General features: G+C 61.0%; 24 protein-coding genes. 12 read left to right on the top strand and 12 right to left on the bottom strand.

The annotated features are described in order from the left end of the window. Positions 1-306 precede the first annotated feature (306 nt). Positions 307-1,335, top strand: coding sequence for a phosphate ABC transporter substrate-binding protein PstS (gene pstS, locus JK202_RS04730; protein WP_211558757.1), 1,029 nt, complete (start codon positions 307-309; stop codon positions 1,333-1,335). A gap of 146 nt (positions 1,336-1,481) precedes the next feature. Continuing rightward, positions 1,482-2,729 carry a multidrug effflux MFS transporter gene (locus JK202_RS04735; RefSeq protein ID WP_211558759.1) on the top strand — a complete coding sequence of 416 codons (1,248 nt, stop codon included), beginning with the start codon at positions 1,482-1,484 and terminating at the stop codon, positions 2,727-2,729. A gap of 77 nt (positions 2,730-2,806) precedes the next feature. Here the strand turns inward: JK202_RS04735 and JK202_RS04740 are convergent, their stop codons facing one another. Further along, positions 2,807-2,944, bottom strand: coding sequence for a hypothetical protein (locus JK202_RS04740; RefSeq protein WP_211558761.1), 138 nt, complete (start codon positions 2,942-2,944; stop codon positions 2,807-2,809). Positions 2,945-3,227: 283 nt separating this feature from the next. Beyond that, a complete protein-coding gene (locus tag JK202_RS04745) occupies positions 3,228-3,725 on the bottom strand; it encodes a DUF2721 domain-containing protein (RefSeq protein WP_211558763.1) in 498 nt (165 codons plus the stop codon). Between the two features lie 122 nt (positions 3,726-3,847). On the opposite strand from JK202_RS04745, the gene JK202_RS04750 reads away from it, so the two are divergent. Then, positions 3,848-4,705 carry a creatininase family protein gene (locus tag JK202_RS04750; protein WP_211558765.1) on the top strand — a complete coding sequence of 286 codons (858 nt, stop codon included), beginning with the start codon at positions 3,848-3,850 and terminating at the stop codon, positions 4,703-4,705. Beyond that, the gene (locus tag JK202_RS04755) at positions 4,702-5,928 is read left to right on the top strand and encodes a YncE family protein (RefSeq protein WP_211558767.1); all 1,227 of its coding nucleotides are present in this window, start codon (positions 4,702-4,704) and stop codon (positions 5,926-5,928) included. The genes JK202_RS04750 and JK202_RS04755 overlap by 4 nt, the downstream gene beginning before the upstream one ends. Positions 5,929-5,997: 69 nt before the next feature. On the opposite strand, the gene JK202_RS04760 is transcribed toward JK202_RS04755, so the two are convergent. From JK202_RS04760 to JK202_RS04780, 5 genes are all read right to left on the bottom strand, one after another. Then, entirely contained in the window at positions 5,998-6,549 is a 552-nt protein-coding gene (locus tag JK202_RS04760) for a hypothetical protein (RefSeq protein WP_211558769.1), read from the bottom strand. 78 nt (positions 6,550-6,627) lie between these two features. After that, a complete protein-coding gene (locus JK202_RS04765) occupies positions 6,628-6,861 on the bottom strand; it encodes a hypothetical protein (protein WP_211558771.1) in 234 nt (77 codons plus the stop codon). Positions 6,862-6,875: 14 nt separating this feature from the next. Further along, positions 6,876-7,187 (bottom strand): hypothetical protein, encoded by a 312-nt coding sequence (locus JK202_RS04770; RefSeq protein WP_211558772.1) that lies wholly within the window; start codon positions 7,185-7,187, stop codon positions 6,876-6,878. Positions 7,188-7,412: 225 nt separating this feature from the next. Continuing rightward, positions 7,413-9,905 (bottom strand): mechanosensitive ion channel family protein, encoded by a 2,493-nt coding sequence (locus JK202_RS04775; protein ID WP_211558774.1) that lies wholly within the window; start codon positions 9,903-9,905, stop codon positions 7,413-7,415. Between the two features lie 137 nt (positions 9,906-10,042). Continuing rightward, a complete protein-coding gene (locus JK202_RS04780; protein WP_211558776.1) occupies positions 10,043-10,432 on the bottom strand; it encodes a helix-turn-helix domain-containing protein in 390 nt (129 codons plus the stop codon). A 109-nt stretch (positions 10,433-10,541) separates the two neighbouring features. Between JK202_RS04780 and JK202_RS04785 the strand changes: the two genes are divergently transcribed. The 3 genes from JK202_RS04785 (at position 10,542) to JK202_RS04795 (ending at position 14,102) form a co-directional block, all read left to right on the top strand. Further along, the gene (locus tag JK202_RS04785; protein WP_211558778.1) at positions 10,542-11,633 is read left to right on the top strand and encodes an SDR family oxidoreductase; all 1,092 of its coding nucleotides are present in this window, start codon (positions 10,542-10,544) and stop codon (positions 11,631-11,633) included. Between the two features lie 126 nt (positions 11,634-11,759). Further along, positions 11,760-13,856: a protein-disulfide reductase DsbD gene (locus JK202_RS04790; protein ID WP_249199682.1), complete on the top strand. Its 2,097-nt coding sequence runs from the start codon at positions 11,760-11,762 to the stop codon at positions 13,854-13,856. Positions 13,857-13,892: 36 nt separating this feature from the next. Beyond that, complete coding sequence (locus tag JK202_RS04795) at positions 13,893-14,102, top strand: hypothetical protein (protein WP_211558782.1); 210 nt, start codon at positions 13,893-13,895, stop codon at positions 14,100-14,102. A gap of 156 nt (positions 14,103-14,258) precedes the next feature. On the opposite strand, the gene JK202_RS04800 is transcribed toward JK202_RS04795, so the two are convergent. From JK202_RS04800 to JK202_RS04810, 3 genes are all read right to left on the bottom strand, one after another. Further along, positions 14,259-14,867 (bottom strand): cupin domain-containing protein, encoded by a 609-nt coding sequence (locus tag JK202_RS04800; RefSeq protein WP_349291820.1) that lies wholly within the window; start codon positions 14,865-14,867, stop codon positions 14,259-14,261. A 23-nt stretch (positions 14,868-14,890) separates the two neighbouring features. Continuing rightward, positions 14,891-17,218 carry a TonB-dependent receptor gene (locus JK202_RS04805; protein WP_211558784.1) on the bottom strand — a complete coding sequence of 776 codons (2,328 nt, stop codon included), beginning with the start codon at positions 17,216-17,218 and terminating at the stop codon, positions 14,891-14,893. A gap of 190 nt (positions 17,219-17,408) precedes the next feature. After that, on the bottom strand, positions 17,409-18,320 hold the full coding sequence (locus JK202_RS04810; RefSeq protein WP_211558786.1) for a LysR family transcriptional regulator: 912 nt from the start codon (positions 18,318-18,320) through the stop codon (positions 17,409-17,411). A 174-nt stretch (positions 18,321-18,494) separates the two neighbouring features. Between JK202_RS04810 and JK202_RS04815 the strand changes: the two genes are divergently transcribed. From JK202_RS04815 to JK202_RS04835, 5 genes are read left to right on the top strand one after another with little or no spacing between them, the layout of a single operon-like run. Beyond that, positions 18,495-19,940, top strand: coding sequence for a SidA/IucD/PvdA family monooxygenase (locus tag JK202_RS04815; protein WP_211558788.1), 1,446 nt, complete (start codon positions 18,495-18,497; stop codon positions 19,938-19,940). A 14-nt stretch (positions 19,941-19,954) separates the two neighbouring features. Further along, complete coding sequence (puuE, locus tag JK202_RS04820; RefSeq protein WP_211558790.1) at positions 19,955-20,854, top strand: allantoinase PuuE; 900 nt, start codon at positions 19,955-19,957, stop codon at positions 20,852-20,854. Continuing rightward, positions 20,851-21,375 carry a 2-oxo-4-hydroxy-4-carboxy-5-ureidoimidazoline decarboxylase gene (gene uraD / locus JK202_RS04825; protein ID WP_211558792.1) on the top strand — a complete coding sequence of 175 codons (525 nt, stop codon included), beginning with the start codon at positions 20,851-20,853 and terminating at the stop codon, positions 21,373-21,375. The genes puuE and uraD overlap by 4 nt, the downstream gene beginning before the upstream one ends. Then, entirely contained in the window at positions 21,372-21,704 is a 333-nt protein-coding gene (gene uraH, locus JK202_RS04830; protein ID WP_211558794.1) for a hydroxyisourate hydrolase, read from the top strand. Before uraD ends, uraH begins: the two co-directional genes overlap by 4 nt. A gap of 9 nt (positions 21,705-21,713) precedes the next feature. After that, on the top strand, positions 21,714-23,117 hold the full coding sequence (locus JK202_RS04835; protein WP_211558797.1) for a nucleobase:cation symporter-2 family protein: 1,404 nt from the start codon (positions 21,714-21,716) through the stop codon (positions 23,115-23,117). Positions 23,118-23,236: 119 nt separating this feature from the next. Here the strand turns inward: JK202_RS04835 and JK202_RS04840 are convergent, their stop codons facing one another. Next, a complete protein-coding gene (locus JK202_RS04840; protein ID WP_249199706.1) occupies positions 23,237-24,178 on the bottom strand; it encodes a DUF3034 family protein in 942 nt (313 codons plus the stop codon). Positions 24,179-24,409: 231 nt separating this feature from the next. After that, positions 24,410-25,726: a guanine deaminase gene (gene guaD / locus JK202_RS04845; RefSeq protein ID WP_211558800.1), complete on the bottom strand. Its 1,317-nt coding sequence runs from the start codon at positions 25,724-25,726 to the stop codon at positions 24,410-24,412. Positions 25,727-25,821 lie beyond the last annotated feature (95 nt).

A 25,821-nucleotide genomic window follows, 5' to 3' on the forward strand; every position in this document is an offset into this window, starting at 1 on the left:
CGTGTGTTCCGCAGTTCAGGTATCTGATTCGCATTTTGAAATAATGGGAAGGTTTCATGACGGGAACATGACAGTTCCATGACAGTCACGGCGAAAGGTCGCAGAAAACCTCGGGTTTATACTTCCGTGTGTCAGTTTTGTTGCGGAAGTGGCGGGCGGGCGGAGCTTGCGGGGAAAGGGGTGTGACATTTCGGCACTTTCCCGTGTCGGGAGGGTGTCATGAAACTATCACGCATGACCTACTGTTTCTGAGTCTGTGCTGGCGTTACTAAGGGGGCAGTTTTCACGCCCCATATAGGGATTCCCATGATCAAGAGCAGAGCTCCGCTATTCGGTCTTCTCGTCGCCACGGCCCTTGGCACTGCTGCCATGACCCCGTTCGTGTCGTCGGCGCAGGCTGCGGACATCACTGGCGCAGGATCCAGCTTCGCCGCACCGATCTATGGTGCGTGGGGCACGGCCGCCAAGAGCCAGGCCGGTATCGCTGTGAACTACCAGAGCGTGGGTTCCAGTGCTGGCCAGGATCAGGTGATCGCCCGTACCGTCGATTTCGGTGCGTCCGACAAGCCGATGAGCGGTGATCGTCTGGCCAAGGAAAAGCTGTACCAGTTCCCGACGGTCATGAGCGGCATCGTGGTTGTGGCAAACGTGCCGGGTTTGGAACCGGGCCAGCTCCGCCTCGATGGCCCCACGCTGGCTGCGCTGTATGACGGCGAGATCACGACCTGGGACGACGACCGCATCAAGGCCCTGAACCCGGGCCTGAAGCTGCCGGACACGGATGTTGCTCCGATCCACCGTGCTGATGGTTCGGGCACAAGCTTCGTGTTCACGTCCTATCTGTCGCAGGTTTCCCCGACCTGGAAGCAGAAGCTCGGTGCCGGCACGTCCATCGCCTGGCCGGGCGGTTCAGGCGCACGTGGCAATGACGGCATTGCCGCCATGGTGCGTCAGACTGAAGGTGGCATCGGTTATGTCGAGTATTCCTATGCCGCGCAGAACCACCTGAACATCGCCAAGATGAAGAACCACAGCGGTGCTTTCGTGGCCCCGACGCTGGCCAGCTTCACGGAAGCCGCCAAGGCTGCTGATTGGGTGCACGCCGATCACTATGCCGTGAACCTGCTGGACACGGATGGCGCGTCTTCTTGGCCGATCGTGACGGCGACGTTCGTTCTGGTGCCGGTTGATGCAGCCCAGAAGGACTCCGGCAAGGCTGTTCGGGACTTCTTTACATGGGGTTTCCAGCACGGCGACGCGGATAATGCCCGCCTCGACTATGTTGGCCTGCCGCAGAGCGTGAAGACGGACATTCTGGCCAACTGGCCGAAGTAAGGTCTGCGTCCCTGTCCGGAATGACGCGGTGGCCCTGAATTGAGGGCTGGTCAGTCCGGGCAAAAAGGCGTTGAGTATGGAAACGGGCTTCTCCAGCAGGGGAAGCCCGTTTTCGGTTTTATGCTTTGTCTATCCATGGTGCCTGCGTGTCCGCTACGTCACTTTCCGAACAGACGTCCCCGGCGGGGATGAATGCCCTGACCCGTGTGCTGATCGGCGTGATCTTCATTCTGGGACCTGTCTCGACCGACATGTACCTGCCTGCGTTTCCGGCACTGGAGCATGATCTGGGACATGGAGCAGGATCGGCACAGCTGACGCTGACGGCATGGCTGGCGGGGCTTGCGATCGGGCAGTTTACTCTGGGGCCGCTCTGTGACCGCTACGGGCGCAAGCTGCCGTTGCTGTGTGGGCTTGTAGTCTATGCTCTTGCCTCGGTTGGGCTGGCGCTGACGACCAGTTTTCACGTGTTCTGCATACTGCGTTTCGTCGCGGCTCTGGGCGGAGCGATCAGCTCTGTCGCGCCGCGTGCGATGGTGCGGGACGTGGCGACCGGCCCGGCAGGTGTGAAGCTTATGTCCCAGCTGATGCTGATTTTCGGTCTGGGGCCTCTGCTGGCGCCGTCAATCGGCAGCTTCCTGCTGGATCTTGGGAACTGGCGTCTGATTTTCTGGGCGAATGTTGTTTTCGGCGTCGTGATGTTCTTCGGAACGCTGTTTCTGCTGCCTGAGACGCTGCCTCTGGACCGGCGTTTCGCACTGCCGGTCAGTGGTATGGCAGCGCGTTACCGGGACCTGTTGCGCGAACCGCTCTTCTGCTCTGCGGTGATGGTCGTGAGCTTTGGAACGTTCACGATGTTTGCCTATCTGTCCAACGCCCCGGCGCTGTTTGAGAACATCCTGCATTTCTCGCCGCATCTGTTCGCCATTTTCTTTGGACTGAACGGGGTGGGCTTCATTATCGGCTCGCAGGTGAATGCCAAGCTGGCCACCCGCTTCCTGTTCACGCGGGTGATGGAAATCGGGATGCTGGCGGTGCTGGTGTTCTGTGTGCTGGCCGTGTTGGTCTGTCTGAGCGGATTTGCCGGGCCGCAGGACCCGTGGATTCTGTGCGCGCTGATCTGGTGCACGACATTTTCGCTGGGCTTCATAGGGCCGAACGCGGGCATTCTGGCGCTGACGCATCATGGGCATCAGGCGGGTGCGGCTTCGGCACTGATGGGGACGATGAACTGGACGATTGCCGGTCTGGCAGGTGTGATGATGTCGTTTTTGCCGACGCACTGGGTCGGATCAACATCGATCGGAATGCTGGTCGGGATCAGCTGTTGCTGGCTGTGCGATCTGTGGCGCCGCCGACTGGATCCGCAATCCTATCTCTCAGTCCGGCACTGATCGCGATACGCGTCAGCCGGGCGAGGAAAAGCGGGACGCCCGGCACGATGGCCGGGCTTGTCCCGAGATAACTGTGATCAGCTCTCGGAAACGCGGTCGGAAGCAACCGTAGCGATCATCAGGGCGCCGATCATCGGGACGAAGGCAACCATCGAGAACTGTGCGAGCAGGTTGGTGGGGAGGCCGATCAGGTGGATCAGGGTCATGGACGTCATCTGGAAAATCTCCGTGTGGTTCTGTTTGCCGTTTTGCGGCGTGCAGCGGGAGAAACTCCGGAATCGGGGTCGGAAGCAACAAATACAGATGCAGGGTCAGCCCTGCATTATACGCATAAATGCATTTTAAACTTTTGCCTTCTTTCCGGAGACGCGGTTTTTGTTTCCGGCAGGCGCTGATTTCGTTTTTGCCAAAGTAAAACGGGATTCGCGTTCTGGCGCAGCTTTCTTTCGGGAAACAGTACTGTTTTGGGTGGCTTTTGAAATAAAGTTGCGTGGTGGTCTATTCCGCGTCGAGGCTCAGATCGCTGTCACGACGCAGGCCGTGCCAGCTCAGCAGGGTGTCAGCGAGGAAGAACATGAGCGATCCGACGGTGCAGGCGAGAGCTATGCCGAAAAGTGCGAGCAGCCATGCTGACGTGGAAGCGTCCCGGATCGAGCCGACAAACAGCGCCATGGCCGCACCGCAGGTCGACGCGCCACCGATCGCGTTGAGGAGAATCGCAGCGTCCAGAACGAAGACGCGCCGGTGCAGGCGGGTCTGCTGACTTCTGAGGCGTGCGGGGGTGTCGACGGGATCGACCGGCGTGTCGTCGGTTTTCGGGGTGCCGAGTTTCTTGCGCACGTCTTCGAGATGGTCGGCGACGCGGGCCAGACGTGTGTTGAACACGTTGATGAGGGTGCCGATGCCCGACAGCATGAAAACAGGAGTGAGCGCGACCTGAATCAGATGGGCGGCGCTGTCGACGGGATCGGGGTCATAGGAAATCGGGAAAGGCATAGTGTCTTATACTGCATGATCCATTTCCGGAAAGACCGGGGTTTCGGGAACTGCGGCTCTGGAAAAGACCGGGGAAGATGGAGTAGGGAAGGGCAGCCATTGCCAGAGGTGTCCCCGCCCGGATGTTCAACCTGTTTCACCTGTGCCGTCGTGTCGCCCTGTTCTGTGGCGGGATGGGGCTATCTGTCTCGATCGCGCATGCGCAGGGTGTGGTCAGCGACAGCGCGCATTGCACCGGTCTGGCGCTTCAGGCCGAGTTTGCGTGCCGGAGCTGGACCGAGGTGGCGCAGGATGTGAAAGCGGGGACCGATACCGTCATCATTCCTGTCGGCGGGACCGAGCAGAGCGGGCCTTACATGGCGGTCGGCAAGCATAATGTGCGGGCTCAGGTGCTGGCGGATGCTATTGCGGTTCAGGCCGGGCATACGCTGGTGGCGCCTGTTGTGGCGTATGTGCCGGAAGGGTCTACGAGCCCGCGCACGTCCCACATGAAGTTTCCGGGCACGATTTCCGTGCCGCCCGCCGTGTTCGAGGGGCTGCTCAAAGGGGCTGCGGAGAGTTTCCGCGTTCAGGGCTTTAAGCGGATCGTGCTGTTGGGCGATCATGGCGGATACCAGTCTTTCATGGCGCAGGTGGCGCAGGAGCTGAACCGGGCCTGGAAGGGTCAGGCAGCGGTGCTTTATCTGCGTGATTATTATGAAGTCGTTCCTCACCAGTATGCCGAGGCCCTGCGGGCGCAGGGGCATGCGGCCGAGGTGGGGCTTCATGCGGAGCTGAGCGATACGTCGCTGATGCTGGCGGTCGATCCGTCGCTTGTGCGTCAGGATGCATTGCGTACGGCTTCGAAACCGGGTGCGGCCGATGGCGTCTATGGTGGCGATCCACGGCGTGCATCGGCCGGGCTCGGCCGGATCGGCACGGAGATGCAGATCCGGACCGCGGTTGCGGCAATCCAGTCTTTCCAAAGGAGCCATCCATGACATTCAAGACTCCTCTTCTGGTGGCGATGACGCTGCTGGGAGCTGCCGCGGCCCATGCGCAGGAATATTCCCCGAGTGCGCCAATGGTGCCGGTTCCGGCCGATGCCTCCGCGCCTGTCGCCGCAACGCCGCCTGTGGCTGCGTCCGGCATCCAGACCATTCCGGGTATGCCGCCGGTCATTGATCCGAAGAACATCTATAGCGAGACGACTCCGTCCCATATCTCGCCCGCGATCGCGCAGGACCCGGCTCGCGTCTATGTGCCAAACCTGCGCGGGGACAGTGTTTCAGTTATCGATCCGGCGTCCTTTCAGGTCGTGGATACGTTCCGCGTCGGACATTCGCCGCAGCATGTGGTGCCGTCCTGGGATCTGCGGATGCTGTGGGTGACGAATAACAGCGAGGGCCGTCCGGACGGGTCGCTCACGCCGATCAATCCGGCGACGGCCAAGCCGGGCCCGTCCATTGCCGTGGATGATCCGTACAACATGTATTTCACGCCGGACGGCAAATACGCGATCACGGTGGCGGAAGCGCACAAGCGTCTGGACTTCCGCGATCCGCATACGATGGAGCTGAAGGGCTCGGTCGAGACGCCGGAATGCAAGGGCGTCAATCACGCCGATTTCTCCATCGACGGCAAATACGCGATCTTCACCTGCGAGTTCGGCGGCTATGTCGCCAAGGTCGATACGGTGAACCTGAAGATGATCGGGATGCTGAAGCTGTCCAAGGGCGGGATGCCGCAGGACATCCTGACGGCGCCGGATGGTCACAAGTTCTATGTGGCGGACATGATGGCGGACGGCGTGTTCGTCGTGGACGGGGATTCCTTCACGGAGACCGGTTTCATCCCGACGGGCATTGGCACGCATGGCCTGTATCCGAGCCGTGACGGCAAGCTGATGTATGTCGCCAATCGCGGCTCGCATCGTATCCATGGTCCAAAGCATGGGCCGGGTGGCGTGTCGATCATCGATTTCGCGACGGACAAGGTCGTCAAGACCTGGATGATCCCTGGTGGTGGCAGCCCGGACATGGGCAATGTCAGCGCGGACGGCAAGCTGCTCTGGCTTTCGGGCCGGTTCGACGATGTGGTCTATGCGATCGATACCGACACGGGGGCGATGCGCAAGATCCCGGTCGGCGCGGAGCCGCATGGCCTGACGGTCTGGCCGCAGCCGGGACGTTACAGCGTCGGGCACACGGGCATCCTGCGGTAAGGTCTGCGGGATTGATGGATCGGGAAAGGGAGGCAGATATTCTGTCTCCCTTTTTTATTGGGCACGGCTTTACAGGTAATTGGGGCGGCAGACGTCGAGGGCCTGTAGGGCGACCTCTCCGAACTCCTGATTGCTGGCATTGAACGAGGTGTGGAAGACTTTTCCTTCGTTTTCGTTCGTATACCAGGCTGAATGACTGGTTCCTCTGCCTTTTGAAGCGGCAAAGCGCACCTGATCTGTTTGTTCGCACTCCCACTGGATAAAGACCAGGGCTGACTTGGTTTGCGCATCCCGCCAGTCCTTGAAGCCGTATTTTTCCCGAATCCGGCCCCAGAACTCCATGTAGAGCGGGCCGGATTTCTTCTTTTCGGCATCAATCTTGTCTTGTGGCAGGGGGTATTTACCCCATTCTATGAAGAGATCCCGACTTGTCTCGAGGGCTTTGCGGAGATTTTCTCCGATCCATTCCGGTGTGGCGTCCTTGCGGTCAATGAAGGTTGACCATCCGGTGACCGAGAAGAAACTTCCTCCCCGGTTATCCATCGAAATCGCCGCAACGTACTTCCGGGTCCGGATCAGGTGAGCATATCGTGTGATGCCGTTTGCACCTGGAGCAATCATGCTTATCCTCCTGAAATCGGTGACTTTCCCGGTGGCAGAGATACGGCTGTCTGAACAGCCGCTCCGACCCTGCGTGCTTTACGGTCTGTTGGCGCTGGAGGATTCTCTGGAAAAAAGGCGATCGATCGCGGGGCCGATGAAGTAGCCGATGATCCCGGTGATCAGGACGGAAGGCCAGGCCCAGCCGGCATAATCTTTGAAGAAATCCTGATTTTCCAGATAAGTCATGACAGCGATGTCGATCAGGACGAGGGTCCACAATGTCGTGGACAGGAAGGGCTGGAGCCATGCGTGGCGAACGGTACGGGTCATGGGGCCTCTCCTGATTACGAGATCGAGACGTGGAAGACGAAGATCATCCCGCAGATAAAGGCGCCGAGCAGCGGCAGCCAGCAGGTATGCAGGTGATTGTGGTCGTCCATGTAGGAATAGGCCAGCGCGAGTGCGACATAGACATGCGCGAAGACGAGCCCGAGGACCATGCCGATGAAGCGCTTTTTCAGGACCTGCTCTTCCTGACGGTTCTTTTCGGCCAGAACGGTCGGGTCGGGGCGCTCCATCGGTGTTTCGGCGGGGGCGGCCACGGTCGTTTTCTGGGCAGGGTCGGATGAGTCCGATGAGACCAGGACAAGAGACATCGCTGGATTCCTTGGCATGATCCTCGCCGATCGGCGGGCGATGCGGGGCCGCGGAAAGTTCGGGCCGGGAAATCGTCTGCGGGGAACCGGGAGGAGGGTTCTCGATAATGTGGAGGCAGAATGAGCCTGCAAGCGTGTGAACGCAAGACTTTATTTAATTGATTAACAATTATGTGGAAATGCAACGGATGGTGAAACCGGCCCCTGAACGGGGCCGGTCTGAAATCAGCCCGGCGTGCTGCCGTCAGGCTTGCCATTATCCTGCGCCGTTTCTGGCGCTGGCTTCTGGGCAGGCGCCTTTGGCGTGGTGGGAGCGTCGTTGGCTGGGGCTGGCAGGGTGACGTCTGCTGTGATGCGCATGGCATTGCCCGGCGGCGTCGTGAAGTAGGATGTGCCTGTATAGAACTTGACGTTCTCTGCGGCGAGTTGATTGGTGATGCGGCGGTAGAACTCGCGTTTCACCTTCCATTTCATCATCGGCGTCGTGCGGAAGCTGCCAAGGAGCGTGGCCCCCCCGCTATCACTGTTGTCCACACCCAGATCATTATAGTCCGACAGGATCATGGGGCCGAAGACCGGATCGTCGCGCATTTCCTTGAGTGTCTTGGCCATGATGGCCGTGACGCGTGGCAGATTTTCAGAGAGGTCGAGCTGCTGCTTGACGATGACCTGATTGTAACCGCGCGCCGTGTTGGCGATCGAGGAGACGGACGAGAACGGGATGATGTGAAGGTCGCCGTTGATGTCGCGAACCTTCACGGTGCGGATCGAAAGGTTTTCCACCGTTCCCGAGACGCCGCCGGTCGTCACCCAGTCCCCCACCTGGATGGCATCTTCGACGAGCATGAAGAAGCCCGTGATGAAATCCTTGACCAGGCTCTGCGAACCGAAGGCGATGGCGGCACCCATGATGCCCGCGCCGGTGAGCAGTGGCGTGACGTTGATCCCGATCTGCGAGAGCGTCGTGACGGCCACGATGATGATGATGATGGCCAGCAGGACCGTGCGGATGATGGGCAGGACTGTGCGCAGGCGTGTCGCACGGGACATCTGGTCCGACTTCTCGAAGCGTGTGAGCTGCTGGCTGAGGAAAGCGTTGATGATTTCCCAGATCGCAACGGCCACGCTGAGGGCGACCAGCATCGTCAGGACGGCGTCAAGCAGATGACGTCCCACCGCGTTTTTCATGAAGAAACCGAATGTGGGCAGGCCCCAGGCTTCAGTCATGGCGATCAGAGTCAGGAAGAGGATGGCGCCGGTGAGGATCCGGCGGGCAAAAGGGTAATAGCGGTCGGCGCGCTTCTGCAGGTCCGGGAAGCGTTCGGTCAGGACCGGGTTGATGCGGAAGAAGCGGTCCTGAAGTCCGTAAGCCAGCACGGCCAGCAGCCGGGAGGCGACAAGGATACCGATGGTGATGCCGGTGGTGTCGAGGATCCAGCGATAGCCGCCGGGCAGATGGGCGGCCCAGACGATCCAGAGGGACACATCGAGGAACATGGCCGGCACCCACCACAGGCGTGTGATGGCGACGATGAAGGTCCACATCGCGGTGTCAGGGACGGCGCGGGGCTGAAGCGCGCGGCTGACGAGGTGCCGGATGCGCCAGATGAAGACGGCGATCAGGATGTGTTCGATCAGGACCACGCCACGGATCATGGCGTCCGTGCCGCGCGGGGAGAGGTTGAACTGGCTGCCCAGCGTGGAGAGGCAGAAAATGATGGCCGGGGCTGCGACCAGTACGTTCCACCAGCGGGTCAGCAGAAATGCTGTTGCGTCCGTGGCGGGCAGCAGGCGGATGGTGGGAGAGCGTGGCGCAAAGCCGGTTTCGACGAACAGGTACAGGCAGCGCGCCGCGGCGTAGCAGTTGGCGAGCGTCATGATGACGTTATCGGTCTTCTCGCTCCACGGCAGGACCAGAACGGCGAGATAGGCAACGGCCAGAAAAGCGAGGACCGGCACGGCCTTCAGCGCGAAATGACCCAGTGCATAGGGCACGCGGGAGAGGAAGCGCAGGGTTTCGACCTGACGTCGCTGATCCGCGGCGCGCGTTTCGCTGGAGCCGTCGACGATGGGTTCCTGTGGCGCGGTTTCCTCGGCTTCGACGACGTTGTGCTGTTCGCGTTTTTCAGCATTCTGGGTGAGCTGAAGCAGTGGCTTGTGCAGGCTGAGGGCGACGATCCGCTCCAGTGCGATGCCGCAGAGCATGACCACGAGGCCGCCTCCGAAAGCATGCAGGATCGTGGTGCGGGTAGCGGCAGAAGCGAGCGTCGTATGCGCCCAGCGTCCAACGATTCCGAGATCGCTGAACAGGCCAAGGAAGTTGTGCAGGTAACCGAGCGTCTGGATACGGATGCTGCTCAGGCCGGTGTGGATGTCAGGCGGGACTTCAGCGACGGTTTTGGCCGGCGCAGCCTTTGCGGGCGTCACGGCAGGGGCAGCCGGGACCGGGGTCGCTGCCGGAGTTTCGACCTGAAGGCCTCGGGCCATCAGGGACAGGGTGTGGGTAAAGGCGTCCCGCTCTTTGGGATTGTTCAGGACATTGAGGAGCTGCTGTGCTTCCTGCTGGTTCAGTTGCGCGGGTGCTGTGCTGTCTGCGGCTTTTGCCGGGAGCAGGGACGTCAGAACGCCAAGGAGAAGAAAAAGAATGATGCCGGGGACGGTGCGTCCGGTTCGTGCAGGTGACGATGGAGACGGATCGGGACGGGGTATCGACGGCATTGCTCTGGTGAGTCCTTGAGATTACGCGTTCTGGGACGCGGCCTGAGGTCCGCGCCAGGTGGTCCGCCGAGGGCGGTTTGTGAATGCAAACATGGCACAGGGTAGCCGCCCTGTCCTACCCTCTTCATGCGGAGAGATCATTCGGAAGGGGTGACTGCGTCGGAGGTGAGCCGGTCGAGGGCGTCGGCGTTGCGGATGGCCCAGTGATAGAGAAGCTCCACGGGTTCCACGAAAGTCTGTCCGAGTTCCGTCAGGCTGTAATCGACATGGGGCGGCATGATCTGCCGGACATTGCGGCGGATCAGACCCTGCGTTTCAAGCTCGCGCAGGGTCTGCGTCATCATTTTTTTTGACAGGCCGGGGATGCTGCGCTGGAGTTTTCCGGGACGTGCCGTGCCGCCCAGAAGATGCAGCGTGTGCAGGATCATGGTGGTCCATTTTCCGCTGAAAAGCCTCAGGATCCGGCGGGGCGCACAGTCTTCGGCAAAGGGCGCCTGACGGTAGTGATCGGGCAGCGGCGGTGTCATGAGGTGGGAACCTTCTGGTCACCAGGGCACGAAAAGGTGCTATCTGGCGGAAATGGGAATGTCCTATCAGATGTGGAGCAGACCCTGTTTTCTGCAAAGGAAAAATCCCATGACATCTTCTGTTCCTGTTGTGGCACCTACCCGGACTGCCCTTGTTGTCGGGGCGACGGGTATTGTCGGTCAGAACCTTGCGGCGCGTCTCGTGGCCGAGGGGTGGACGGTTCACGGGCTCGCCCGCCGTCCCCGCCATGATGTGGCTGGTGTACTGCCGGTGGCGGCCGATCTTCTGGATCCCCCCTTGCTTGCCGATGCGCTGAAGGATCTGCGGCCGAGCCATGTCTTCTTCTGCTCATGGATGCGTCAGGCGACCGAGGAGGAGAACTGCCGCGTCAATGCGGCGATGGTGCGCAACCTGTTCGCAGCTTTGCCGGAGCCGGGGCTTCTGCTTCACGCTGCGCTGACGACCGGAATGAAGCACTATCTTGGTCCGTTCGAAGCCTATGCGTCGGGAGAGCCGCCTGTGACACCGTTCCGGGAAGAGGTGCCCCGGTTGGATCTGCGGAATTTCTATTACGATCAGGAAGACGCGCTCTATGAAGCCGCCGCACGGCATGACTTTTCGTGGAGTGTCCATCGTCCGCATACCGTCATCGGTTATGCGGTCGGCAACGCGATGAACATGGGCAGTACGCTGGCGGTTTATGCGACGATCTGCCGCGAGACCGGGCGTCCGTTCGTGTTTCCGGGATCGCCTGTGCAGTGGGACGGTCTGACGGATCTGACCGATGCGCGACAGCTTGCGAGGCAGTTGCTCTGGGCGTCCACGAGTGCGGCAGGGCGCAACGAAGCCTTCAATATCGTGAATGGTGATCTGGTACGCTGGAAATGGCTCTGGCCGCGACTGGCGGAATGGTTCGGAATCGAGGCCGCACCGTATCCGGGCCATGCGACGTCGCTTGAAGAAACACTGTCTGGCGATACGGAACTCTGGGAGCAAATTGTCGCGAAATACGGTCTGACAGAGCGTCGGATCGAGCGGCTGGCTTCGGCCTGGCATACGGATGCGGATCTGGGGCGTCCGGTGGAATGTGTGACGGATATGAGCAAAAGCCGCCTCGCGGGGTTTGCGGATTACCAGTACACGCCGGATTCTTTCACCGATCTGTTTGCCCGGCTGCGGGCTGAGAAGCTGATCCCGTAACACGTGGTTTGCGGGGCCTTGCGGTTTCACGACCGGAAAGGTCCTGCTTTCCGTTTCAGTCAGTGGTATGATGAGGGTTGTATTCTGAATCAGTGGAATGAGCCTGCCTTGCATCGAATGTTCAGCATGTCCGCCCTGCTCATGGCAGGGTTTCTGGGTCTGGGATCTGTGTCCGCACGGGCGGCGGAAAGTGCGCCTGTTGCGTCCGCGAATGATACCGCGACGCTTGTTACGGATCGCGATGCGGCCGGACCGGACCAGCATCTGCGGGTCGGGCTGCGGCTTCAGCTCAAGCCGGGCTGGCATACTTACTGGATCAATCCGGGTGATGCCGGGGACACGCCGACGCTGGATGTGACGGCGGATGGTGGGGCAACGGGCAAAGGTGGCCCGATCCACTGGCCGGTGCCGGTGCGGATCAGTGAGGGCGGCCTCATGTCCTATGCTTACGTCAATGAGGTGACGCTGCCGGAGGATCTGGTTCTCAAGGGTTCCGGTAGCACGACGCTTCATGCGCATGCGGAATGGCTTGTCTGTGCGCAGGTCTGCATTCCTGAAAGCGGCGATTTCACGCTGACGCTGCCAGCTGCGGCGGATGCTGTGTCGGCGGGCGGCGCGCAGGCGGCGTTATTCCAGAAGGCGGAGGCGGCCATGCCGGTGGCGTCGCCGTTTGCGGCCAGTGTGTCTGGCGATGGCGTGCTGACGCTTTCGGGCAAGGGGCTGTCTGCGGCGTCCGTGTCGCAGGCGTGGTTCCTGCCGCAGGACGGGGGCGTGATCGATCAGGTTGCGGACCAGCCGTTGCATGTGTCTGACGGCCAACTGACGCTTGGGCTGAAATTCCTGAAATCGGCGCATCGGGACAAGCCGCTTATGGGCGTGGTCGTGCTCAAGGATGCGGCGGGGCAGGAAAGCCCGTTGCAGATTGAGGCACGTCCGGTTGGGGGGGCGGCTGCTGCGGCTCCTGTGCAGGCGGATGCGGCACCGGCTTCAGATGTGCCGACGGGCGCGGGTTGGCTGCGTGTTCTGCTCTTTGCTTTTGTGGGCGGCCTGATTCTGAACCTGATGCCGTGCGTCTTTCCTGTTCTGGCGATGAAGGCGCTGTCTCTGGCGAAAATGGGCGGTGCGGGGCGTGGGGCGCAGCTTCAGAGTGCGCTGTTCTATACGCTGGGCGTGACGGGGGCGTTTGCGGCTCTGGGCATTGTCATGATCGGACTGCGTCTGGCCGGCTCTGCGGCGGGGTGGGGCTTTCAGTTCCAGTCGCCGGGATTTGTGGTCGGGGTGTGCTGGCTGCTGTTCCTGATGGGATTGAATCTGCTCGGCGTGTTTGAAGTCAGCGCCGGGCGTCTGGGTCAGGTTCAGACCGGGGGCGGCCGGAGCGGAGACATGATGACGGGCCTGCTGGCGGTCATCGTGGCGACGCCCTGTACGGCGCCGTTCATGGGTGTTGCCATTGCCGGGGCTCTGGGTGGGCCGCCGGTGATGGGGGTTCTGGTGTTCCTGTCGATGGGGCTGGGGCTGGCGTTTCCGTATATTCTCGTAGCCGGGGTTCCGGGCGTGGCGTCACGGATGCCGAAGCCGGGGGCCTGGATGGGGATTCTCAAGCAGGTTCTGGCATTTCCGCTGTTTGCGACCTGCGTGTGGCTGTTGTGGGTCGCGGTGATCCAGCGTGGCGTGACGTTTGTGGCGCTGACAGCCGGGGGCGTTGTGCTGCTGGGATTTGCGGGCTGGATCTATGGTGTCGGGCAGCGGCGTTCGATGCTGGAAGGGGGCCGTGGGACGGTCGCGTTCTGCCGGATCATGGCCGTGCTGTGTGTTGTGGTCTGCGGGGCTGCGTTGGCGCAGGGACTGCGGGCCGCGCCCGAGCCTGTGGCCGCAGGGGCGCCAGAAGCGGGTGTTGAGCCGTTTTCCGAAGCGCGTCTGGCGGAACTTCGGGCGCAGGGAAAGCCGGTGTTCATCGACATGACAGCGTCCTGGTGCATTACCTGCATGGTCAATGAACGCGTGGCGCTGGATGTGCCGTCCGTTCAGGAGGCTTTCCGGTCTCGTGGGATCGTGTTCCTCAAGGGCGACTGGACGAACCGCAATGCGGCGATTGCGGCGTTCCTCAAGGCTCATGGGCGCGATGGTGTGCCGTTCTATATGTATTTTGCCCCGCATCAGGAGGGCGTTGTGCTGCCGCAGATCCTGACGCCGGGCATCGTGACCGAGACGATCGGGAACTGACTTTGGCGGCGTGAGGCAGGCGCGGGAGGGATGGTCATGACAGCGTGGGTATTTCTTCCGGGACTGTTCTTCGCCGTTCTGGCGCCTGCGTCCTCTATGGCGCAGACGCGTCCGGTCGATCCATTCAGTGCCGTGAAGGTTCTGCCGGACACGATGTTCGAGGCGCAGGGTTCAGGCTCGGACGAGGAAATCCGCGTCAGAGGATATCGGCGCGTCCTTCCCGTTCTGCCCGTTTCCCCATTGTGACTCGGCATTTTGAAGACGGGCATACGGAGAGCCGGGTGACGCTGTGGAAAAGGATGCCCGTGACGGGATCTGGATCATGATCCCGTCACGGGGACCAACACGTTCAGATTTGGCGAGGCCTATGCCGCGTCCTCGCCATTGCTTCCGCGATAGGGCTTAGCGGCCCGTGTTGCGCGGATCGTCCTGCGGGTTGACGTAGGCCATGCTGAAAGGCCCTGTGCCCGAGACCTGAAGCACAGCGCCCTGACTTCCGGCCTTGATGGCATGAGGCACGTTGACCGGCAGGTGCACGAAGCCGCCAGGGCCCAGAGGACGTTGCTGCGTCGTGGAGATGTTTTGTCCCACGTAATGCTGGATATTGCCGCTGATGACGGTCAGCATTTCGTCCAGATTATGGGTGTGGGGCGGAATGAACGATCCCGCAGGCATCATGACGCGCAGGGTGAAGGGGCCGGGTTTGCCAGTATCGCCGGTCAGGACGGCGATTTTCGTTCCGTGCGGAAACATGGGCGGGGCGCCCTGCCATTTCACGGCATCCGAACCCTGAATGATTGTGACGCCGGACTGGTCCTGTGGGGTTTCGGTCGGGACCGGGGCGGCGTAGGCCAGCGGTGTGAGGGCCAGTGCTGCGCCGAGAAGCAGGGCCTGGCGGGTGGATTTTTTTCTGGAAATCATGCCGGGGGGCATATGGGGTTCTCCTCCGTCCCGCAGGGATGTGGGTGCCGTAGTGCGGCAACGCACCGGAGGAGCAATGGTTTGGGGCACGGGATTTTCCCCGCCCCGGATGATCAGAAGGCGGTGGAGACCGTGCCCGTCATGGTGAAGCGCGGGGCGACCATGAAGGAGTTTCCATAGCCGGTGTAGGACGCCATGTTGCCGCTATAGACCGTGCTTGGGTCCTTGGCGCTGTAGACCGCGCCCATGGCGCCGGTGCGAACGACGGAGCCCGTGAGGTTGGTGAAGTTCAGGCGGAAGGTCGGGGACTGCGCGAACATGAACGGCTTGAAGTGATAGCCCATCGAGAGCGTATCGGTGACGTAACCTGGAATGCGCTGGTCGCCGGCAACACTGACCGACTGCGGGCCAGTGTAATGAACGGAACCGTTCGCGAAGAAGCCCTTATAGGTATAGGTCAGGCCGAAATTCGCGATGACATGCGGGGCCATGACGGCCTGCGTGCCTTTGGAACGCAGCATCGTGTTCAGATACGGATCGAAGACGTTGCTGTCCTGAGTGGCGTGCAGGTATTCGACCGAGGCGTAGGGGCTGAAGCCGTGGATGGGGCGTGCGGCAACCATCACGTCAAAGCCGCGCATCTGCTGGCTGCCGATATTGAACGGCTTGTAGCTGTTCATGCCGACATACTGATCCACGATGCGGTTTGTGACGTTGTAGTTGAAGAACGCGACATCCGCGATGATGTGGTCGTCGTGGTAGCGGTAACCGAGTTCTTCCTTGATGGAATACTGGTTCTTGGGGATCGCGACGCTGGTATATAGCCATCCGAGATCGACCGCGCTGGGCTGACGGTAGTCGCCCTCCACGTTTAGGTAGATCTGGCTGTTGTTATTGATGCGATAGCCGATCGAAAGCTGCGGCAGCGGTGCGGTGCGGTTGGCTTCCTGACGGCCGTAGTAATCCTTGTTCCAGATGTTCGTCATAACGAACTTGAAACCGGCATCCACGGTCAGATGATCGTTGAAATACTTGGCCGTGTCATGGACGAACAGCGAGTGGATCTCGTAACCGGCCGTCTGCTTGTCGCCGGCGGAAATCAGATAGGACGCATTGTTCGGGCTCGGCGCATTGCCATCCGGCATCTGGTAACTGGTGGGGTAGGACTGGATCGTTTGGGTGTTTTCATACCAGTAGCCGACCGAGAACGTGTTGTGGCGGTCGATTTCCCAGTTGAGTTTCGCGACCGTTCCGACCGAGCGGTATTCGTTCTGCAGGAAGTAGTTCGTCAGGCCGCGCGTAGCACCTGCGGCATCGGTTGTGGTGCCGCCCGGTGAGGCGTCCCAGCCCTGTCCGAAGCTGAAATACGGATGAATGTCGAGCGACAGGCGCGAGGGCAGCGCGATATGGACCGGAGCCGAGATGAAAATCTGGTTCCAGTGATCGTTGTTGTTGCCCCAGTAGTTGTTGCTCGTCTTGTCGTTCGTGCGACCGTAGCCTTGCCCAGTGTGCTTGTAGCGGAAGAATTGGTCGGAGGTCGGGTAGTTGTCGATGATGAAGTCGGCCGAGTTCCAGGACAGGAAGAACTTGGCGTTGGAGCCGTTCTTCCAGTCTTTCTGGAGGCCGAAATCGATATGTTTGCGCTGGTTGATGCCAGCACCCATCCACGACCGGGCATGTGTGTTGGAGAACGAGAAATAGCCCCGGACGCCACTATGGCCGATCTCGCCGGATTCGAGGCGGATGAACTCGCGCGACAGGTTGTTGGTGCCGTAGGAGAAGTCGATCAGGCCGCCGCGCTTCTGCGCAGGGGTACGGGTTTCCTCGGCCATGACGCCACCGGCGGCTGACATGACGGGCAGATCCGTCGCGGAAGAACCGGGGGTGACGCTGACGCTTTCGAGGTTTTCGGAATCGACGTTCTCGCTGAGATACTTGGCTGCGGCAGCGGGTGCGCCGTCCACCATCAGCCCCATATCGAGATCGGTCAGGCCGCGGGACTGGATCTGTCCACCTTCCATGCCCGACGAATCCGGCGTCGTAACGTTGAGGCTCGGCAGGTTCTGGATCAGGTCGAGCGCCGTGCTGGTCGGCGCGCGCATGTCGATGAATTCTTTCGTGACGGTCTGCACGGCATGGGGCGCGGTTTCGACACGCATCATGCCGCCGCCGCCATTCAGGGCGCGGCGCGAGGACGTGACGGAGACCGTTTCGGCAGCGGAGGCATCAAGCGCATGCGGGCGCGGTTTTACGACCGGGCGGCTCGGCGCTGCGGCGGTGCGTGCCGTGCTGCGGCCGGGGGCATGATGGCGCGAAACGGGGTGTTTCGTAGTCTGCGCGGCGCGGGCGTCTGTGCCGAAAGCAACGAGGACACTGCCGGCGAGACAGGTCACTGCGAGAAGCTGGCGTCGATAGCCCGGTGACCAACGGTTGTCTTTCATGCTGCCGGGCTCCTGTCCTGTGGAAACGAAAGGTTCACTTTGGGAACGGTATTTATTCGAAACGTGGATGTAAAACGGATGGCCTATCTGCATCAAAGATAAAATGCAGGGCAGGCCATTGCCGTTTTTAGAGTGGTGCAAAAATGTGACAGTCTGTGTCTCCCGCTGGCCGCAGGAGATGTGGGTGTGGTTACAGCTTCGTGGCTGGGGAGAGAAACTCCTTTTCAAGCTCGGAAATCACCAGCCGTGCGGCACCGGAAAGCTGGCGTGAGTGGTCGACGCACAAAGCCAGCGTCAGGGGGGCAAGATCGTGATTGGAAATCGGAATGAAGGCCAGCTCACCGCGCGTGACCTCGTCCATGACATCCAGCGCGCTGAGGATTCCGAGGCCGACACCTTCGCGGACCAGGGATTTGATCATCTGGATGTTGTCGGACGTGGCGGCGGCCTGGATGTCCAGATTGCTGTCGATTTCGAGGATTTCGATCTGGCGTTGCAGGGCGAGCGGCGCGCCGGGCATGATCATCGGGTAGTTCATGGCCAGACTGAAACGGGCACTTTTGCGTTCGGCAACGGGATGGTTCGGTAGGCAGACGAAACCGAGCGGAAAGTCCTTGTGGGCGCGCACCAGCAGGCCGCGGGCATGGGTCGGATTAAGCAGGAGCGCGACATCGACCGATCCGTCAATCAGGGTGCTCTGGATGCGGCTGTTGTCGAGAACATGGGTGCAGATCGTGATGCCAGGATGGGTCGTGCGCATGGCGCGGAGCAGGCGCGGCAGAAAGCCGCGGGTCAGGGCGTCAGGAACGGCTATGTCCACCTGCCCCCGGCGCAGGCCGCGCATGTCCTCGATCTGGACGCACATATTGGTCAGGTCCCGCGACCACTGCTTGCCATGCGCATAAAGCAGTTCGCCCGTGGCGGTCAGGCGCAAGCCGGTGGGGAGGCGCTCGAACAGAGGTGTGCCGAGGGACTCTTCGCCTTGCAGAATTTGCCGGTCGATGGCGGAGGCGGCGATGCGCAGATGTTCGGAAGCGCGGCGGATGGAGCCGTGCTGTGCGACGGCGAGGAAGTAGCGCAGGAAGCGTGAGAAAACAGGCATGGAGTAACTGCTCTCTTTTTGAGAACGGGAGGAGCGTTTTTATGGAGTATACGACCTTGAGGCGGTGTGAAACTATCCCGGGCAACAGGTGACCTGTTGTTTTTGATACGGAAAGATACTCCGGAGGCGTCCGGATGCTGCCTTGTCCGTGCCGGTTCTTTGGGATTTGACCACATGACATCCACCGTTTCTCACGTCGATGCTCTGGCTGCGCTTTCAGGGCGTGTGCGGGAGGATCTGGCGAAAATCCGTTATGCGACGGGCAACTGGAGCCTGACGCAGGACCGGGATGGGGAAGCGGTTCTGGATGTGGCGATCATCGGTGCGGGACAGGGGGGCATCACGTCGTGCTTCGGTCTGCGCCGGCAGGGCGTGACCAATGTGGAAGTCTTTGAAAAGGCGTCCAAAGGCGGCGAAGGCCCGTGGGTGACGTTTGCGCGGATGATCACGCTGCGCACGCCCAAGCATGTGACAGGTCCGGATCTCGGGATTCCGAATCTGACGCCGCAGTCCTGGTTCGAGGCGCGCTATGGCGCGAAGGCCTGGGAGGATCTGGACAAGATTTCCCGCCATGACTGGCAGGCCTATCTGGATTGGGTGCGGGAGACGCTCGACATCCCGGTCGTGAACGATCAGGAACTGGTGCATGTCGGTTGGGACAACGGTCTGCTGCGGCTGACATTCCGCAATGCGGCTGGTCAGGAAACGGTGCGTCTGGCGCGGCGAATGGTGCTGGCGACGGGCATCGAAGGCGGCGGGACGTGGCATGTGCCGTCCTTCATTTCCGATACGCTGCCGAAATCCGTTTATGCGCACACCCATGAAGACATTGATTTCGAGGCGCTGAAGGGCAAGCGGATTGGTGTTCTGGGGGCGGGTGCGTCTGCGTTCGACAATGCGGCAACGGCTCTGGAAAAAGGCGCGGGGCGGGTGGACCTGTGCCTGCGTCGGACGAAGATCCCGGCCATCAATCCGTATCGCTGGATGGAAAATGCAGGCTTTCTGGCGCATTTTTCAGAGCTGCCGGATCTGACGCGCTGGCGTTTCATGCGGCAGATTTACAGCCTGAACCAGCCACCGCCGCAGGACACGTTCTGGCGCTGCCGCCGTCATGAGAACTTTGCTTTTCATCCCGGAACGCCTTGGACGGCGACGCGGATGGATGGCGACGAGATCGTGGTGACGACGCCGCAGGGCGAAATGCGCTTTGATTTCCTGATCATCGGGACGGGGTTCACGATTGATCTTTCGCAGCGTCCGGAAACGCGGGATTTTGCGGCGTCTGTCATGCTGTGGCGCGATCATTTCATGCCCCCTGCCGGCGAAGACAGTGCGCTTCTGGGCAGCCATCCTTATCTGGGTGCGCGGTTTCAGTTCCTGCCGAAAGATGTGGCCGATCCGAAGGCGCCGATGCTGGCGGCGATTTACAATTTCACGTTCGGGGCCATGCCGAGCATGGGTCTTTCCGGCGCGTCCATCAGCGGGATGCGTTTTGGCGTGGAGAAGCTGGCGCGGGGGATTGCGCGGGATCTGTTCGTCGAAGACGGCGAGAAACATCTGGCGAGCCTTCTGGCCTATGACACGGAAGAACTCGTCAGTCTCGATCCGCCGGCTCTTTGAAAAGGGACACGCCCATGACGCAGGAAACCTACCCCCGGGACATGATCGGCTATGGCCGCACGCCGCCTGATGCGAAATGGCCGAACGGCGCCCGCATCGCCGTGCAGTTCGTCATCAATTACGAGGAAGGAGCGGAGAATTCGGTTCTGCATGGCGATGCGGGATCGGAAGCATTCCTGTCCGAAATGGTGGGCACGAAATCCATTATCGGGGCGCGCTGTGCGCAGATGGAAAGTCTGTACGAATATGGCAGCCGGGCCGGGTTCTGGCGTTTGCGTCGTCTGTTTGACGAGGCAAGGATGCCGGTCACGGTGTTTGGTGTGGCGAAGGCGCTGGCCCGCAATTCGGATGCAGTGGCGGCCATGAAGGAGAGCGGCTGGGAAATTGCGTCTCACGGTTTGCGCTGGATCGATTATCAGGATTTCCCGGAAGACCTGGAAAGGGCGCATATCCGCGAGGCGATTGCGCTGCATACCGAAGTCACGGGAGAGCGGCCGCTCGGCTGGTATCAGGGGCGCACGAGCCCGAACACCGCACGTCTGGTCGCGGAGGAAGGCGGGTTTGTTTACGACGCTGATTCCTATGCGGATGATCTGCCGTATTATGACCGCTCCAATGGCCGGGCGCAGTTGATCGTGCCCTATACGCTCGATGCGAATGACATGAAGTTCGCCGCGTTGAATGGGTTTACGGAAGGCGAGCAGTTCTTCACCTATCTGCGTGATGCGTTTGACATGCTGTACCGCGAGGGCGGACGGATGATGTCGATCGGGCTGCATTGCCGTCTGGCGGGCAAACCGGCGCGGGCACTGGGACTGCTGAAGTTTCTGGAGCATATCCGCAAGCATGAGGATGTGTGGGTGGCAACGCGGCTGGACATCGCGCGGCACTGGCAGTCTGTGCATCCGGCATGAAGATTTCGGACGTCAATGCGCTGTCGGATGAGGCGTTCGTTGCCCGGTTCGGTGGACTTTACGAACATTCGCCCTGGGTGGCGGAAGGGGCGCTCCAGGCGCGGCCTTTCGTGGATGTGGACGCGATGCTGTCTGTGTTTGCACAGGGTGTGCGCTCTGCGGGCGTGGAGGCACAGCTTGCATTGGTGCGAGCGCATCCGGAGCTGGGGCATCGGGCCGGGATTGATCCGGAGCTGACGGAACATTCCGCCTCGGAACAGGCTTCGGCCGGGCTGGATCGTCTGACACCTGTGGAATATGAGCGTTTCCGGGGGCTGAACGACGCCTATCGCGCACGGTTTTCCATGCCGTTCGTGATCTGTGTGCGTAAAGTGGCCGTACCCGGACAAGCTGCGAAAACCGTCATCATGGATGAAATGGAGCGCCGTCTGGCTGGCACTCCCGAAAAGGAACTGACCGAGGCGCTGATGCAGATTGATGCGATTGCAGCACTTCGTCTGAAGGATCTGGTTACGTCATGAGTTCTCTGTCCACGCATGTTCTTGATACGGTTTCTGGCAAGCCGGCTGCGGGTGTGAGCCTGCGCCTTCTGCAAGGGGAACGTGTCCTGTTCGAAGGGCAGACCAATGCAGATGGGCGTTGTCCGGAACTGCGGGATGTTGCAGTTTCGAAAGGGACGTATTGTCTGGAATTCCGGATTGGGGATTATTTCCGAAAAGGCGGGCAGGTTCTGTCCGATCCGCCGTTTCTGGATGTGGTGCCGATCGTGTTCGGACTGGCGGCGGAGGGCCATGCGCATGTGCCGCTGCTGGCGGCGCCGTTCGGATATTCCACCTATCGCGGAAGCTGAGGGCTTTTCATGACTGCCGAGAACGCCGCGATGACCGGTCTGCATCCCGTTGACGAGAAACTGCCGGTCTGGCGGCTTGGGGCCTATGGGTTGCAGCATGTGCTGGCGTTCTATTCGGCAGCGGTCATTGTCCCGATCCTCGTAGCGGGTGCGCTGCACCTGCCGCGCGAGACGCTGATCCATTTGATCGATGCGGATCTGTTCACGTGCGGGATTGCATCGCTGCTTCAGGCCGTGGGGTTTGGCCCGATCGGGGTGCGTTTGCCGCTGTTGCAGGGCGTGACGTTCACGGCCGTGGGGCCGATGATTGCCATCGGGTCTGCCGTGGGGGGCGGGACGCCGGGGCTGCTGTCCATTTACGGGTCCGTCATCGTGGCGGGGTTCGTGACGTTCCTGATGGCGCGGCATTTTGCCGGGCTGGTGCGGTTTTTCCCGCCGGTCGTGACGGGATCCATCATTCTCATTATCGGTCTGGCGCTGTTGCCGGTCGCGGCGAATGACATCGTTTCGGGCGCCAGTCCGTCCGTCATGCAGGACCATGTTCCGCTGCGGAGCATCTGGTACGGGCTTGGGACACTGGCCTCCATTCTGGTGATCCAGCGGTTGTTTCGCGGGTTTATTGCCACGATTGCCGTGTTGATCGGGCTGGTTCTGGGGACGCTGGTGGCCTGGGTGCTCGGGGATGCGAATTTCGGGGATGTGGCATCCGCGCCGCTTCTGTCCATCACGCACCCGTTCTATTTCGGAACGCCGACATTTCATCCGGTCTCGATCCTGTCGATGGTGATCGTCATGACGATTTCCATGATCGAGACGATCGGCAACGTCTATGCGACCGGTGAAATCGTCGACAAGCCGATCACCTCCGAAGACATTGCCCGCACGCTGCGTGCCGATGGGATCGCGACCATGCTCGGTGGCGTGCTCAATTCCTTTCCCTATACCTGCTTCGCCGAAAATGTCGGTCTGGTGCGGATGACCGGGGTGAAGAGCCGCTGGGTCGTGGCGGCAGCGGCGGTCATCATGATGATGCTCGGTTGTCTGCCGCGTCTGGGTGCGCTGGTGGCTGCGGTGCCGCTGCCGGTTCTGGGTGGTGCGGCGCTTGCGATGTTTGCGACCGTGGCGGTCGTGGGTGTGCAGACGCTGTCACGGGTGGATTTCAACCGGCAGAGCAATGTCATTATTGTGGGCACCAGCATCGGGCTGAGCATGCTGGCGACGGCCCAGCCGCATATCTCCGACACGTTTCCGATGTGGGCGAAGATCGTGTTTGGAAGCGGAATTACGCTCGGCTCGCTGTCAGCGATTTTGCTGCATCTGATCTTTAACGTGAAGCGGACGATTCATGAGGCTGCGCATGCGACGGATGTGCCGCGTGAGGCGCTGATCGATGAGCGGATCCGGGAAGGGTGAAGTTCAGGGCTCTGCCCTGAAACCCGCCAGAGGCCGGGGGCCTGTGGAAATCAATTCATAAAATCAGGGTGCAGGGATCGAGATCCCTGCCGGGCCCGCGCAGAGCCCGGAACGCCCTTTCAGAAGCCGGTCTGTCCGGAAAAATAGAAGCCGGTCTGATTCTTGTACGTCGCAATCGTCCCCAGTGACACATAGGCGAGCGTCACGTTCAGGTGCTTGTTGACGAAATAGCTGGTGTAGACGTCGAACCAGTTGCTTTCGTCGGTGAAGCGCTGGTTGCGCGGCTTGGTGCGGTATTCGACGCCGACAACCAGCCCGGGGATGAAAGACGGCAGATAGCCGAGCGAGCCTTCGAACTGGGCGTGATAGTTGTTGTCCTGATCACCGCCAAAACCGAGGATGCCCCACTGGTTGCCTTTGGTGAAGCGGACGGTGGTGTCGATCAGGATACCGATTTTCGGGAACAGTTTGGTCATGGCGAGATAGGCGTCTCCGCCATCGGTATGCTTTGAGCCAACCATGTGGATGACGCGGCCGTCACTGTCATGCTTGTACATGCCGCCGATGGCGACCTGCGGGATCAGGGTATTGTCGGCGACATGACCGAAGAGGCGGACCTTGGCGCCAGCCACGTCCAGATCGAACTGGTACCCATTGCCGATGCCGAGCTTTGCTCCGGTGCCGCGGGTCTGGAAGAAGTTGTGGGTGTAGGAAATCTCGACGCGGTCGAAGAAGCCCATCGAGGCGCCGACATTCTGGTCCCAGTAACTGGTGAGGTTCACATAGCTGTAGTGCAGGGCCATGCCAGCACTCTTGTCGCTGCCATAGCCGCCGATCGTGGCCCAGCTTGCGATGCCGCCGCCGCTCGCGCCTTCGAGTGAGGACAGGCCGCTGGTGCCGAGCGCGCGCTGTCCGTCAAAGAGGGTGCGGAACATTGATTTTCCGTTGTTGTTTCCGTCATCACCCAGCGTGACCTGAGGTCCGCTGGCCGTGCTGTCGGCGGCATGCGCGGTCTGGCTAACAGCGAATGCACCGAGAGACAGCACGACTGTCAGGGACATCAAGGAACGGAGGTACTGCGCGGAATACGGAAAAGGGTGCATGGTGCCTGCTTTTAAGTCGCGAGCCCGAGGATGAGCCGGAGTATTCTCGCAGATTAAATACCGCCACCAGTATTACCGCTGCGACTCTGAAAAATAGTTAAAATAACTCTAGAGTTCAAAAATTTTTCCGAGTCAAAATAAAATTGGCACCAAGTGCCTATTTTTGAAAAGAGGTGTGTTCCTTTGGCTTCATGCGGCGCTTCGTGTGTGCCGGAGTTGCCCGGCGACATAGGTGGCGGCAATGCTGCGGTCGTCGCCCAGCATGGTGAGGGCGAAAAGACGGTCGGCGAGGGTTTCGGCGGTCTGGGACCGGATGCGACCCAGTGGCGTGGCGGCAGGGTCGAAAACGCAGAGATCGGCGTAGAGGCCGGGTCTGATGCTGCCGATCCTGTCTTCGAGGCCGAGGGACTGCGCGCCGCCAGCCGTGGCGAGCCAGAGCCCCTGTGCGGGATGGAGTTTCGTCTGGAGACCCTGGGCGACCTTGTAGGCGTCCGACAAAACCTGAAGCAGGGACAGGGATGGTCCGGCGCCGATGTCGCTGCCGATACCCACTTTCACGCGGCGTTTGGGATCGAGGGCTTTGAAGAGCGGGAAGGAGCCGCTGCCCAGGAACTGGTTCGAGCCGGGGCAGTGCGCGATGGAGCAGCCCGTATCGTGGCATCGCTGGAAGTCGACTTCTTCGGCATGGACGGCATGAGCGAGAATGGCGCGCGGGCGCAGCAGCCCGGCCTTGTCGTACACGTCCAGATAGGAGCTGCGATCAGGGAAAAGCTCGCGGACCCAGGCGATTTCAGAGCGGTTTTCGAGCAGGTGGGTCTGCATGAACAGGTCGGGTTTCGTGGCGAGGAGGGCGCCTGCGAGGTCGAGCTGTTCGGGGCTGCTGGTGGGGGCAAAACGCGGGGTGACGGCGTAAAGCTGGCGGCCGCGGTTGTGCCAGCGGGCGATGAGTTCGGTGGACTGATCGTAGCCGCTCTGGGCGGTGTCGCGCAGGTTTTCGGGAGCGTTGCGATCCATCAGGACCTTGCCGGCGATCATGCAGGTGTTGAGGCGCTCGGATTCCTCAAAGAACGCGTCCACGGACTGGGGGTGGACCGTGCAGTACACGGCGGCCGTCGTGGTGCCGACGCGCAGGAGTTCGTTCAGGAACTGGCGGGCGATGGTGCGGGCATAGGTAATGTCGCTGTAGCGGGCTTCGGCCGGGAAAACATAGCTTTCAAGCCATTCCAGAAGCTGCTCGCCATAGGAGGCGATAACCGGAAGCTGGGGATAGTGGACGTGGGTGTCGATCATGCCGGCGGAAATCAGCATGTTGGGGTAGTGGTCGACGGGCGTTCCGGCGGGGATTGTGTCGCGCAGGCTGTCCCAGGGGCCGGCGGCGGTAATACGGCCGCTTTCGGTCAGGATCAGGCCATCGGGCTCGTGATGCAGGGCGTCCATGGGATCGGTGGTGAAGGGATCGGCATGGAAGGTCAGGAAGGGGCCGCGGATGGCGCTGATCTGGGTCATGGGAGCACTTTACCGCAGGGATCGTGCCTGTGTCTGCGTCAGATGGGTCTGGCATGACGGCTGTGGCCCTGATATCTGCGGGTTGTCTTTTTCAT

The sequence above is a fragment of the Gluconobacter sp. Dm-62 genome (genome assembly GCF_018256155.1).
Classification (GTDB): domain Bacteria; phylum Pseudomonadota; class Alphaproteobacteria; order Acetobacterales; family Acetobacteraceae; genus Gluconobacter.

Bases quoted from the DNA above. Each gene is read 5' to 3' on its own strand.
- pstS (WP_211558757.1), top strand. From the start codon at position 307: ATGATCAAGAGCAGAGCTCCGCTATTCGGTCTTCTCGTCGCCACGGCC.
- JK202_RS04740 (WP_211558761.1), bottom strand. From the start codon at position 2,944: ATGACGTCCATGACCCTGATCCACCTGATCGGCCTCCCCACCAACCTG.
- JK202_RS04745 (WP_211558763.1), bottom strand. From the start codon at position 3,725: ATGCCTTTCCCGATTTCCTATGACCCCGATCCCGTCGACAGCGCCGCC.
- JK202_RS04750 (WP_211558765.1), top strand. From the start codon at position 3,848: ATGTTCAACCTGTTTCACCTGTGCCGTCGTGTCGCCCTGTTCTGTGGC.
- JK202_RS04755 (WP_211558767.1), top strand. From the start codon at position 4,702: ATGACATTCAAGACTCCTCTTCTGGTGGCGATGACGCTGCTGGGAGCT.
- JK202_RS04760 (WP_211558769.1), bottom strand. From the start codon at position 6,549: ATGATTGCTCCAGGTGCAAACGGCATCACACGATATGCTCACCTGATC.
- JK202_RS04765 (WP_211558771.1), bottom strand. From the start codon at position 6,861: ATGACCCGTACCGTTCGCCACGCATGGCTCCAGCCCTTCCTGTCCACG.
- JK202_RS04770 (WP_211558772.1), bottom strand. From the start codon at position 7,187: ATGTCTCTTGTCCTGGTCTCATCGGACTCATCCGACCCTGCCCAGAAA.
- JK202_RS04775 (WP_211558774.1), bottom strand. From the start codon at position 9,905: ATGCCGTCGATACCCCGTCCCGATCCGTCTCCATCGTCACCTGCACGA.
- JK202_RS04780 (WP_211558776.1), bottom strand. From the start codon at position 10,432: ATGACACCGCCGCTGCCCGATCACTACCGTCAGGCGCCCTTTGCCGAA.
- JK202_RS04785 (WP_211558778.1), top strand. From the start codon at position 10,542: ATGACATCTTCTGTTCCTGTTGTGGCACCTACCCGGACTGCCCTTGTT.
- JK202_RS04790 (WP_249199682.1), top strand. From the start codon at position 11,760: ATGTCCGCCCTGCTCATGGCAGGGTTTCTGGGTCTGGGATCTGTGTCC.
- JK202_RS04795 (WP_211558782.1), top strand. From the start codon at position 13,893: ATGACAGCGTGGGTATTTCTTCCGGGACTGTTCTTCGCCGTTCTGGCG.
- JK202_RS04805 (WP_211558784.1), bottom strand. From the start codon at position 17,218: ATGAAAGACAACCGTTGGTCACCGGGCTATCGACGCCAGCTTCTCGCA.
- JK202_RS04810 (WP_211558786.1), bottom strand. From the start codon at position 18,320: ATGCCTGTTTTCTCACGCTTCCTGCGCTACTTCCTCGCCGTCGCACAG.
- JK202_RS04815 (WP_211558788.1), top strand. From the start codon at position 18,495: ATGACATCCACCGTTTCTCACGTCGATGCTCTGGCTGCGCTTTCAGGG.
- puuE (WP_211558790.1), top strand. From the start codon at position 19,955: ATGACGCAGGAAACCTACCCCCGGGACATGATCGGCTATGGCCGCACG.
- uraD (WP_211558792.1), top strand. From the start codon at position 20,851: ATGAAGATTTCGGACGTCAATGCGCTGTCGGATGAGGCGTTCGTTGCC.
- uraH (WP_211558794.1), top strand. From the start codon at position 21,372: ATGAGTTCTCTGTCCACGCATGTTCTTGATACGGTTTCTGGCAAGCCG.
- JK202_RS04835 (WP_211558797.1), top strand. From the start codon at position 21,714: ATGACTGCCGAGAACGCCGCGATGACCGGTCTGCATCCCGTTGACGAG.
- JK202_RS04840 (WP_249199706.1), bottom strand. From the start codon at position 24,178: ATGTCCCTGACAGTCGTGCTGTCTCTCGGTGCATTCGCTGTTAGCCAG.
- guaD (WP_211558800.1), bottom strand. From the start codon at position 25,726: ATGACCCAGATCAGCGCCATCCGCGGCCCCTTCCTGACCTTCCATGCC.